Here is a 10,527-nt window from a genome sequence, read left to right as displayed (position 1 = left end):
GCCGCGCGTGCCCGCCTTCGCCAGCGGCGCGCTGTCGGCGGCGGGTGACGGCGGGGGTGCCGGCCGGGCACCTCGCCGCGGGTGACGGCCGCGGGTGACAGTCGGACGCTTCGCCGCGCGTGCCTCCGCCGGCGGCGCGCCGTCGGCGGCGGGTGACGGCGGGGGTGCCGGCCGGGCACCTCGCCGCGGGTGACGGCCGCGGGTGTCTGCCGTGGGTGACGGCCGGACGCTTCGCCGCGCGTGCCCGCCTTCGCCAGCGGCGCGCTGTCGGCGGCGGGTGACGGCGGGGGTGCCGGCCGGGCACCTCGCCGCGGGTGACGGCCGCGGGCGACGGCCGTGAGTGACGGCCGGACGCTTCGCCGCGCGTGCCCGCCTTCGCCAGCGGCGCGCTGTCGGCGGCGGGTGACGGCGGGGGCGCCGGCCGGGCACCTCGCCGGGGTGACGGCCGCGGGTGTCGGCCGTGAGTGACGGCCGTGAGTGACGGCCGTGAGTGACGGCCGGGCGCCTCGTCGCGGGTGCCCGCCTTCGCCGGCGGCGCGCCGTCGCTCCTGCCCGGCCTTTGCCGGACCCCCGCCGAAACCCCCTGTCCGCCGAACGGGCGGTTTCCGTCGTCGGTGTGCTGGGGCGTGGGCGTGTCGCGGGCAGATGACCTGCCATGAGCAGCACCGCACGACCTGTCCCGCACGGCCGCACCTGGCTGCGGGCGTTCGTCCTGCTGCTCGCCCTGCTGGCGCCCGGCGCCGCCACCGAGGTCTCCGCGACGCCGGTCGCGGCCGCGGAGATCGTCGAGTACGACGTCGTCGACCCGGCCCTGCGCCCCGCACCCGGCGCCCACCGCCCCGCCGTACCGCTGCGGCCCGCGCCGCCCACGGCCCCGGCGCCCGGTGTCCCGGCGGACCGGGCCCGGCCCGCGCCGCCCTGGACGCCGTACGCCCTGCACAGCCTGCGCACCGTGGTCTTGCGCTGCTGACGGACGCCCCGCGAAACGCCCGTCAGCACTCACGCGAGGAGCACAGCCATGCCCACCGACCCCTACGCGGTCCTGCGCGCCCTGCTGCGCGCCGAGGCCGCCCGCAACGCGGCCCCGAAGCCGCAGACGAAGACGAAGACGGCCGAGCGCGGCCGGCCGCAGCAGGCCCCGGCGAACGACCGGAGCCGCTGACCGGGGCGGCGGGGGCGTGGCCCGCGGGCTACCGCCTCCGCCGTGCCGTACCGAAGAGGGAACGGGTGATCTCCCGCCCGATCTGGGTGCCGAGGGAGCGGGCCAGGGACCGGACCATCCCGCTGCCGACAACCTGTTCGACGACCGAGGGCTCCTCCTTCGGCGCCGGCTTCGCTTTCGGTTTCGGCCTCGGCTCTCCCTCCGGCCGCGGCGCCGCCTTCTCCTGTGCCGCCGCCAGTTTCTCGAACGCCGATTCCCTGTCCACAGCCTGTGCATAGCGCTCGTGGAGCGAGGACGCCCGGACCGCCTGGTCGACGACCGCTCCGTCGAGGGGCCCCATCAGGGACTCGGGGGCCCGCAGCCGGGTCGCCGCGACCGGGGTCGGGGCGCCCCGCTCGCCGAGGACCGTGACGACGGCCTCACCGGTGCCCAGTCCGGTAAGCAGCTCCTCCAGGTCGTAGGCGGAGTTCGGGAAGGTCTTCACCGTGGCTCTGAGGGCCTTGTGGTCGTCGGGCGTGAAGGCCCGCAGGGCGTGCTGGACGCGGTTGCCGAGCTGGGCGAGGACGTCACCGGGTACGTCATTCGGGGACTGCGTGACGAAGAACACGCCGACCCCTTTCGGGCGAATCAGCCGGACGGTCTGGGTGATGGAGTCGAGGAACGCCTTTGACGCGTCGTGGAACAGCAGGTGCGCCTCGTCGAAGAAGAAGACGAGCTTGGGCCTGTCCGCGTCACCGACTTCGGGGAGGTCGTGGAAGAGGTCGGCCAGCAGCCACATCAGGAAGGTGGAGGACGGTTGCGGCTTGTCCTGGACGGCGGGCAGCTCCAGGACCGAGACGGTCCCCCGCCTGTCGGCCGCCGCCCGCAGGAACTCGCCGGTGTCGAACTCCGGCTCACCGAAGAACGCCGCCGCGCCCTGGGCCTCGAAGGCGGTCGGCGAGCGCAGGATCACCCCGGCGGTGGCGGTGGACAGCCCGCCGATGTTCTTCAGCTCGGGCCTGCCCTCGTCCGAGGCCAGGAAGGCCACGACCGCCCGCAGGTCCTTGAGGTCGTCCAGGTCCAGGCCCTTCTGGTCGGCGTAGTGGAAGATCAGGCCGAGCGACTGCTCCTGGGTCGGGTTGAGCCCGAGGATCTTCGACAGCAGGACCGGTCCGATGCTTGTGACGGTCGCCCGGAGCGGGATGCCGTGGCCGAGCCCTCCGAGGGCGTAGAACTCCGCCGGGAAGCCGCTCGCCGTCCATTTCTGGCCGACTTCGCGCGCCCGCTCCCGCGCCCTGTCGCCGTCCGCGCCGGGCGCCGAGATGCCCGAGAGGTCGCCCTTCACATCGGCCAGGAAGACCGGGACGCCCTGTGCCGAGAGCTGCTCCGCGATCAGCCGGAGCGTCTTGGTCTTGCCGGTGCCCGTGGCGCCCGCGACCAGGCCGTGCCGGTTGAGCACGGGCAACGGCACCCGGACCGGCGCGTCGGGCAGGCAGCGCCCCTCCCGGAGGAGGGCTCCCAGGTCGAGGGCGGGGCCGGTGAAGGCGTACCCGGCGGCGATCTCACTGGCACCGCTCATCGCCCCGGTCCCCTCGCTCCCGTTTTGCCCCCGTTCCTCACATCTTTTCCAGCGTCGCACTCGCTCGCCATGGCTGCGCCCGGAAGGTCTGGGCCGGTAGGCTTTCCGTGTGATCTTCAAGCGCATCGGAAACGGCAGGCCGTACCCCGACCACGGCCGGGAGAGCACCCGGCAGTGGGCGGACGTCGCACCGCGCCCGGTCCGCCTCGATCAGCTGGTGACCACCAAGCAGCAGCTCGACCTGGAGACCCTGCTCGCCGAGGACTCGACGTTCTACGGCGACCTCTTCGCGCACGTCGTGAAGTGGCAGGGCGACCTCTACCTGGAGGACGGGCTGCACCGCGCGGTGCGGGCGGCGCTCCAGCAGCGTCAGGTGCTGCACGCGCGCGTGCTCGAGCTGGACTGACGCGCCTGCTCGAGCTGGACCGACGCGCCTCTCGCGTCCGGCGGTTGACCCTTTCGGGTTCTTTCCCGCCCTCCGCACGGTGTCGGATGATCGTTTATTAGTCATGGCCGCCCGGGCGCACTACGCTGCGCCCATGAGCATGCTGACTCCCCCCGGCATGGGCGGCAAGTACCGGATCACGGGGGACAAATACCCCCGCATGCGCCCCCACCGGCGACGCGGCAGGCTGGTCGTCGTGGTCGTCGCCTGCGGCGCCGCGCTCGGCGTGGCGGGCTGGGGCACCTTGCAGCTCATCGACGTCTTCACCGGCGGTGGCGGGGAGGCCTCGGCGGCCGGCTCCAAGACCGGCTGCGCGGTGAAGTCCGCGAAGGCGAGCCCGGCCGCCTCGGCGTCCGCCGCCGCGCTGCCACGGCCCGCCCAGATCACCGTGAACGTCCTCAACGCCACCACCCGCGCCGGTCTCGCCAAGACCACGGCCGACGAGCTGAAGAAGCGCGGCTTCAAGATCGGCGAGGTGGGCAACGCCACCGAGCAGTACGACAAGAAGGTCACCGGCATCGGGATACTGCTCGGCCCGGCATCCTCGCTGAACAGCTCGCTGCCGGTGCTCGCCACCCAGCTCACCGCGGCCGAGCGCCGCACCGACGCCGCCCGCAAGGGCACCGAGATCGACCTGATCATCGGCAACGGCTTCAAGGCGCTGAGCAGCCAGGCGGACGCGGCCAAGGCCCTGACGGCCCTGACCGCACCGGCACCGGCGGCCACCACGAAGAAGGGCTGCTGACACCGCCTTCGGCCTGACACCACCGTCCGGCCTGATACCGATACTTCCGGGCAGACACCACTGTCCGGCCTGGCACCACCTTCCGGCGGACGGCGGCCGAGGAGAGGTGTCCGGCGGCCGCCCAGGAGTACTGCCCGGCGGCCGCCGAGGGGTGCTACTCGGCCGCGCCGTACAGCCGGTCGCCCGCGTCGCCCAGGCCCGGAATGATGTAGCCGTGCTCGTTGAGGTGGTCGTCGACGGCCGCCGTCACCACGGTGACCGGCGTGCCCGCCAGCTCCCGCTCCATGATCTGCACGCCCTCGGGGGCGGCCAGCAGCACGACGGCGGTCACGTCGTCGGCGCCGCGCTTGATCAGCTCACGGATCGCCGCGACCAGCGTGCCGCCCGTGGCCAGCATCGGGTCCAGAACGTACACCTGGCGGCCGGAGAGGTCCTCCGGCATGCGCGTGGCGTACGTGGACGCCTCCAGCGTCTCCTCGTTGCGGACCATGCCCAGGAAGCCCACCTCGGCGGTCGGCAGCAGCCGGACCATGCCGTCCAGCATGCCGAGGCCCGCGCGCAGGATCGGCACGACCAGCGGACGCGGGTGGGAGAGCTTGACGCCGGTGGTCGAGGCGACCGGCGTGGTGATGTCGACCTGCTCCGTGCGCACGTCGCGCGTGGCCTCGTAGGCGAGCAGGGTGACCAGTTCGTCGGCCAGACGGCGGAAGGTCGCGGAGTCCGTGCGCTGGTCGCGCAGCGTGGTGAGCTTGTGGGCGACCAGAGGGTGGTCGACGACGTGGAGGCGCATGTCCACAACAGTAACCGGCCGCACCCGCCCGGCGTCCGCACACACAGAGTGAGTCCGCGCCCCGTGGTTGGGCCGTTCGCTGGCATCAAACCCCCCATCAGGGGGAAAGTGGTGGAGACGGACCTGGGTGGTGAGCCGATGCCTGATCTGCCTGACCTGCCTGACTCCCGTGGTGGCGGAGCGCCGGAGCCGGCCGAGCCGCAGGAGACCGACGCCGAGCGCCGTCGGCGCCGCGCCCGCTTCCTGCGCGAACTCGCCGAGGCCCGCGAACTGCGCGACCGGGTCCAGCCGCGCCGCGCCAGAACCGCCCGGCTGCGCCACGCGATGCGCATGCGCACGTTCCGCTGGTAGCCGAACGATCCGCCTTCCCCGTACGGCACTTCGGGGCGTTCGGGGAAGATCGCCACCGCCACGGGTGGCACTCGGGGGTGGGCGTGCTCGGGCGCGGGGGAAAGCCGCGTACGATCCGCAGGTGGCGGCAATGAGTGCGCTGGTGAGTTGCCTGCGGACGTGCTGACGGACGTGCGATCAAAACCACCGGACACAGGGAGCCGAAGACGTCCCCTGAACGCCTTGTTTCTGCCACGATTCCGAGTGGGTGGGGCTCGGAGCACAGCTCTCTCCGCCCGTAACCTCCGCCGGGGGGACCCCCAACCGGCACGCCTATGACCAGTGGGAGAGTCACGGTGTACTTCGCCGCACTGCTCGCGCGCACCGAAGACGGGTGGGAAGCGAGCGACACAGAGCTCGACGATGTGGAAACCCTGTCGGATCTGGCCGACCTGGCCCGGGAGTCCTCCGGCGAAGACGATGACACGGTCCTCGTCTTCATCGAGCAGGAGGACTCGTGGTTCGGCATCGTCCGTGTGGACGGTGAGGAGGACCCGCGCGTCTACGTCTCCGACGCCGCTGCCGCCAGCCGCAGCTCGTACGGCGAGCTGCTGCTCACCGACGAACTGCTCGGAAGGGACCCGGGTGACGACGACCTGGACGCCCTCGACCTCGACGGCACCGAGGACGGTGATGACGAGGACGACGAGGCCGAGGGCGGCTCCGCTTCTGCCGACGCGGTGCCGCACGGCCCGGTCGGAGACCCCCGCATCCTCGACGACCTCGGCGTCGGCGAGAAGGAGCTGAGGTCGATGTCGGACGACGCGCTCGGCGAGATCGCCGAGGCCCTGGGGGCCTCGGAGGTCCTGGAGACCGTCCGCTGACCGCTGCACCGGCGTCGGCGGATCCGGTACGCGACCCCTGGCGGGCCGCGATGCGGCTCGCCCTGGACGAGGCCCGGCTGGCCGTCCGGGGCGGGGACGTTCCCGTCGGCGCCGTCGTGCTGGCCACGGACGGCACCACCGTCCTCGCGGCCGGCCACAACGAGCGCGAGGCCGGCGGCGATCCGACGGCCCACGCGGAGGTGCTCGCGATCCGGCGGGCGGCCGAACGGCTCGGCGAGTGGCGGCTGACCGGCTGCACGCTCGTCGTGACGCTCGAACCGTGCACGATGTGCGCGGGCGCGATCGTCCAGTCGCGGGTGGACCGGGTCGTCTACGGCGCCCGCGACGAGAAGGCGGGCGCGGCCGGCTCCCTCTGGGACGTCGTCCGCGACCGGCGTCTCAACCACCGGCCCGAGGTCGTCGAGGGCGTGCTCACCGAGGAGTGCGCGGGGCTGCTCACCGAGTTCTTCCGCACCCGCTGATTACCGATTTCAAAACCTGGCCGCACGTGCTGTAAGGTCTCCCTCGGTAGCGTGTCCGAGCGGCCGAAGGAGCTCGCCTCGAAAGCGAGTGTGGCGCAAGTCACCGAGGGTTCAAATCCCTCCGCTACCGCTCTCAGAAGGGCCCGGTCCATTGGACCGGGCCCTTCGTCGTGCGCGCGTTCTTCATCGTTTTCCGATGATCTGACAGTTACACTCACGCCCGGCAACAGGGGCCCGAACGGGCGCATACAGGGGAGGCCAGGTGGCGGTGAACGCCAAGAAGATCGCCGTCTACGTACTCGTGGTCTTCGTGCTCTACGTGATCATCACGGACCCCGCCAAGGCTGCGGACTACGTCCAGATAGGCTTCCAGGGCATATCGGACGCCGCCAAGGCCATCGGCGACTTCTTCACGTGGCTCGCCGACGGGGCGCAGTAGGACGCACTGGGAGTTCCCATGATCCGCCATCTGGTCCTCTTCAAGCTCAACGAAGGCGTCGACCGCGACGACCCCCGGGTCGTGGAGGGCGAAGCGGCCTTCCGGGCGCTCGGCGACCAGATCGAGGAGCTGCGCTTCTGGGAGCTGGGCTGGAACATCAGCGAGCGCCCCATCGCCTACGACTTCGCGATCAACTCGGCGGTCGAGGACGCGGACGCCCTGAAGCGGTACCTCGAGCATCCGGCCCACCAGGCAGGCGTCGCGCTGTGGCGGGAGTTCGCCACCTGGGTGGTCGCGGACTACGAGTTCTAGCGCGTTCCAGCCCGCGCCGCTGTCGAACCATCGGAGCCCCCTGCCGTGACGGCGGGGGGTTTTCGCGCGTTCGGCGGCCCAACTTGTCCCCCAACACGGCGTTATGGGGTGCTTGCACACAGTGCACATGTCTTGTGATGCTATGACCGCTTTTGACGGATGATTGACCGATGAAGAGGTGGCGTTGACCGTGTCGGCCAGTACTGCGCCGCCTCAGGAAGAGGCACTCGCCCCGGCACATGCCCAGGCCTCCGCCCCAGCCCCCGCCCAGGCACCCACCCTTGCCCCTGCCCCAGCCCCCGCCCCAGCCCCCGCCCAGGCACCCACCCCTGCCCCTGCCCCTGCCCCTGGCCCTGGCCCTGCGCAGGCACCCGTCCAAGCCTGCGCCCCCGCCCCGGAGCGGCGCCGCGGGGCCGACACCCGGGCGCTGACCCAGGTGCTCTTCGCCGAGCTCAAGGAACTCCAGCCGGGCACGCCGGAGCACAACCGGGTGCGCGGGGCGCTGATCGAGGCCAACCTCCCGCTCGTGCGCTACGCCGCCGGCCGCTTCCGCTCCCGCAACGAGCCGATGGAGGACGTCGTCCAGGTCGGCACCATCGGGCTGATCAACGCCATCGACCGCTTCGACCCGGACCGGGGCGTGCAGTTCCCGACCTTCGCGATGCCGACGGTCGTCGGCGAGATCAAGCGGTACTTCCGCGACAACGTCCGCACGGTCCACGTACCGCGCCGGCTGCACGAGCTGTGGGTGCAGGTGAACAGCGCCACCGAGGACCTGACGACGGCCTTCGGCCGCATCCCGACCACCGCCGAGATCGCCGAACGGCTGCGGATCACCGAGGAGGAGGTGCTGTCCTGCATCGAGGCGGGCCGCTCGTACCACGCCACGTCCCTGGAGGCCGCCCAGGAGGGCGACGGGCTGCCGGGGCTGCTGGACCGCCTCGGCTACGAGGATCCGGCGCTGGACGGCGTGGAGCACCGCGATCTGGTCCGCCATCTCCTGGTCCAGCTGCCCGAGCGCGAGCAGCGCATCCTCCTGCTGCGCTACTACAGCAACCTCACCCAGTCACAGATCAGCGCGGAACTCGGCGTCTCCCAGATGCACGTCTCCCGGCTCCTCGCGCGCAGCTTCCAACGCCTCCGCTCGGCGAACCGGATCGAGGCGTAGGGCGGGATCGAGGCCTTGGGCCCACCCCGGAAGCGGCCCGATTCACAGCATCGGGCCGAGGCACAGCCGTATGCACGGGCGCACGGGCAGGGCGCACGGACCGGGCGCACGGCTCTGGTCACGTAACCCGATAGGGGATCGCAAGCAAGAGCGAGATGTCACCGGTGAGAGCGAATCACCCAGTGGGTCACTTCCCGACATAACTGAGCTGAAAAACCGTCAGACCCCCTCTTTCCAGGGCCGATCCGTTACGGAGATGTCGACATGTCACTACAGCGTGTTGCCGACATGTGACATTCTGCGGGAAGCGCGTTTGCCAGAGCTTCGGCTCCGGTATTCAGGTGAAGGCTGACGTTCTCCTCGACGGGATCGTTCGCCGCGACCGTCCCGCGACCCAAAGGGGGTGGCATGTCCGCAGACCAGGGCAGCTCGAAGGTGCTCACGCTCACCAAGAGCGAGACCGCGCCCGCCGAGCCCGACGTGCTCAACGACGTCACGGCCCTCGAGGCCGCGCCGGCTCCGGCTCTCCCGGCCACGGGGGCCATCGACACCCGCACCCTGTCCCGCTCCCTGTTCCTGCGACTGGCCGCCCTCGCCGAGGACAGCCCCGAGCGTGTCTACGTCCGCGACACCCTCATCGAGCTGAACCTCCCGCTCGTCCGCTACGCCGCCGCGCGCTTCCGCTCGCGCAACGAGCCGATGGAGGACATCGTCCAGGTCGGCACCATCGGCCTGATCAAGGCGATCGACCGCTTCGACTGCGAACGCGGCGTGGAGTTCCCGACGTTCGCGATGCCGACGGTCGTCGGGGAGATCAAGCGGTTCTTCCGCGACACCTCGTGGTCGGTCCGCGTCCCGCGCCGCCTCCAGGAGCTGCGCCTGGCCCTCACCAAGGCCAGCGACGAACTCTCCCAGAAGCTGGACCGCTCCCCGACGGTGGCCGAACTGGCCGCGGTCCTGGGCGTGTCCGAGGAGGACGTGGTCGACGGCCTCGCGGTCGGCAACGCCTACACGGCCTCCTCGCTCGACTCCCCCGCCCCCGAGGACGACGGCGGCGAGGGCTCCCTGGCCGACCGCCTCGGGTACGAGGACACGGCACTGGAGGGCGTGGAGTACCGCGAGTCGCTGAAGCCGCTCCTCGCCAAGCTGCCGCCCCGCGAGCGGCGCATCATCATGCTGCGCTTCTTCGCCAACATGACCCAGTCGCAGATCGGCGAGGAGGTCGGCATCTCCCAGATGCACGTCTCCCGGCTGCTCACCCGGACCCTGGCCCAGCTGCGGGACGGCCTGATCGCGGACTGACCCCGAATCGGCCCCGACCGAGCGGATCGACCCGACCAGGATCGACCCGACCGGATCGGCGCCGGAGGCTTCCTTCTTGACGATCCGTCAGTGACACTGGCGCGATGCCGAAGCCTCCGGAACACCCGACCGGGACCCGGACACGGACCCGTGGCCGCCGAGGCGCCTTGTGGGGCGCGTCGGCGGCCGCCGTCGTCTGCGCGGGGATCGCGCTGGGCGGATGCGGGGGAGGCGGCCCCGGTGGCCCCGGTGGCCACGGCGGTGACTTCGTGGCGATCGGCCCGGCCGGGGACGGCACACCCGGAGCCGGTACGGGCCCGGGCGCGGGCCCGACGGGAGGGGTACGGCTGATCCCGCTGGACGGGCCGCCGGTGAACTCCCCCACGAACAAGGGCAGTACAGGCAGTCAGGGCAGTACGGGACAGGGCCGACCGGAGACGGGCGGTCCGAGCCCGGGCGGCGCCCCCGCGACCGAGGCCTCGCCCCCGGCGGAAGCGGACGGCTCCGGCCGTACGACTCGGCCCACACCCGCCGCACCCACACGGCCCCCGGCGCCCTCGGTGGGGGGGGCGGCACCGACGCCCCCAGCGAGCCCGGCCCCGGCCGCTCTGACCACCGGCACACCGGTGCGCACACCCACCGACCAGCGCTGGTGCGAGGACGTGACCCTCACCTTCCACAACTCCGGCGGTACGGCGGTGCGTTCGGGCACGGTCGACTTCGGGACGCACGTGATCGACGCGCTCGGCATCGACTGGGCCACGCTCGACTCGACCGAGCCCCTGCCCACGCCGATCGCCCCCGGAGCACGGAAGAGACAGACGTGGACGGTGTGCGTCGACGCCTGGCGGGTCCCGCTGGGCATGCACGTCGAGACGCGGGACGTGTCCGTCCGGTGGGAGTGAGACGG

Annotated in this window: 14 protein-coding genes and 1 tRNA gene; 13 read left to right on the top strand and 2 right to left on the bottom strand. The window is 72.0% G+C overall.

The annotated features are described in order from the left end of the window. Positions 1-655: 655 nt before the first annotated feature. Positions 656-970 carry a hypothetical protein gene (locus ACZ6D7_RS16165; RefSeq protein WP_469490553.1) on the top strand — a complete coding sequence of 105 codons (315 nt, stop codon included), beginning with the start codon at positions 656-658 and terminating at the stop codon, positions 968-970. A 48-nt stretch (positions 971-1,018) separates the two neighbouring features. Beyond that, positions 1,019-1,162 carry a hypothetical protein gene (locus tag ACZ6D7_RS16160; RefSeq protein WP_469490549.1) on the top strand — a complete coding sequence of 48 codons (144 nt, stop codon included), beginning with the start codon at positions 1,019-1,021 and terminating at the stop codon, positions 1,160-1,162. 28 nt (positions 1,163-1,190) lie between these two features. On the opposite strand, the gene ACZ6D7_RS16155 is transcribed toward ACZ6D7_RS16160, so the two are convergent. Then, positions 1,191-2,720: a helicase HerA-like domain-containing protein gene (locus ACZ6D7_RS16155; protein WP_469490545.1), complete on the bottom strand. Its 1,530-nt coding sequence runs from the start codon at positions 2,718-2,720 to the stop codon at positions 1,191-1,193. A gap of 109 nt (positions 2,721-2,829) precedes the next feature. On the opposite strand from ACZ6D7_RS16155, the gene ACZ6D7_RS16150 reads away from it, so the two are divergent. Next, positions 2,830-3,126, top strand: a complete 297-nt coding sequence (locus tag ACZ6D7_RS16150; RefSeq protein ID WP_004943146.1) for a type II toxin-antitoxin system VapB family antitoxin — start codon at positions 2,830-2,832, stop codon at positions 3,124-3,126. Positions 3,127-3,259: 133 nt separating this feature from the next. Continuing rightward, positions 3,260-3,910 (top strand): LytR C-terminal domain-containing protein, encoded by a 651-nt coding sequence (locus ACZ6D7_RS16145; protein ID WP_469490542.1) that lies wholly within the window; start codon positions 3,260-3,262, stop codon positions 3,908-3,910. A gap of 154 nt (positions 3,911-4,064) precedes the next feature. Here the strand turns inward: ACZ6D7_RS16145 and upp are convergent, their stop codons facing one another. Then, the gene (gene upp / locus ACZ6D7_RS16140) at positions 4,065-4,700 is read right to left on the bottom strand and encodes a uracil phosphoribosyltransferase (protein WP_469490539.1); all 636 of its coding nucleotides are present in this window, start codon (positions 4,698-4,700) and stop codon (positions 4,065-4,067) included. A gap of 138 nt (positions 4,701-4,838) precedes the next feature. Between upp and ACZ6D7_RS16135 the strand changes: the two genes are divergently transcribed. From ACZ6D7_RS16135 to ACZ6D7_RS16095, 9 genes are all read left to right on the top strand, one after another. Further along, entirely contained in the window at positions 4,839-5,051 is a 213-nt protein-coding gene (locus tag ACZ6D7_RS16135) for a hypothetical protein (protein ID WP_469490536.1), read from the top strand. Between the two features lie 335 nt (positions 5,052-5,386). Further along, entirely contained in the window at positions 5,387-5,914 is a 528-nt protein-coding gene (locus ACZ6D7_RS16130; RefSeq protein ID WP_469490783.1) for a tRNA adenosine deaminase-associated protein, read from the top strand. Between the two features lie 50 nt (positions 5,915-5,964). Next, the gene (gene tadA / locus ACZ6D7_RS16125; protein ID WP_469490533.1) at positions 5,965-6,396 is read left to right on the top strand and encodes a tRNA adenosine(34) deaminase TadA; all 432 of its coding nucleotides are present in this window, start codon (positions 5,965-5,967) and stop codon (positions 6,394-6,396) included. A 45-nt stretch (positions 6,397-6,441) separates the two neighbouring features. Continuing rightward, positions 6,442-6,526: transfer RNA gene (locus ACZ6D7_RS16120), tRNA-Ser, on the top strand. Between the two features lie 132 nt (positions 6,527-6,658). Beyond that, the gene (locus tag ACZ6D7_RS16115; RefSeq protein ID WP_030798351.1) at positions 6,659-6,835 is read left to right on the top strand and encodes a hypothetical protein; all 177 of its coding nucleotides are present in this window, start codon (positions 6,659-6,661) and stop codon (positions 6,833-6,835) included. A gap of 18 nt (positions 6,836-6,853) precedes the next feature. Beyond that, positions 6,854-7,147, top strand: a complete 294-nt coding sequence (locus tag ACZ6D7_RS16110; RefSeq protein WP_469490530.1) for a Dabb family protein — start codon at positions 6,854-6,856, stop codon at positions 7,145-7,147. 190 nt (positions 7,148-7,337) lie between these two features. Continuing rightward, on the top strand, positions 7,338-8,315 hold the full coding sequence (locus ACZ6D7_RS16105) for an RNA polymerase sigma factor SigF (RefSeq protein WP_469490528.1): 978 nt from the start codon (positions 7,338-7,340) through the stop codon (positions 8,313-8,315). A gap of 408 nt (positions 8,316-8,723) precedes the next feature. Beyond that, a complete protein-coding gene (locus tag ACZ6D7_RS16100) occupies positions 8,724-9,617 on the top strand; it encodes an RNA polymerase sigma factor SigF (RefSeq protein ID WP_469490525.1) in 894 nt (297 codons plus the stop codon). Positions 9,618-9,721: 104 nt separating this feature from the next. Continuing rightward, entirely contained in the window at positions 9,722-10,522 is an 801-nt protein-coding gene (locus tag ACZ6D7_RS16095; RefSeq protein ID WP_469490521.1) for a hypothetical protein, read from the top strand. Positions 10,523-10,527 lie beyond the last annotated feature (5 nt).

The organism is Streptomyces sp. NPDC041784, assembly GCF_055591025.1.
The sequence above is the reverse complement of the archived record's forward strand: the minus strand, read 5'-3'. Positions and strand labels throughout refer to the sequence as shown.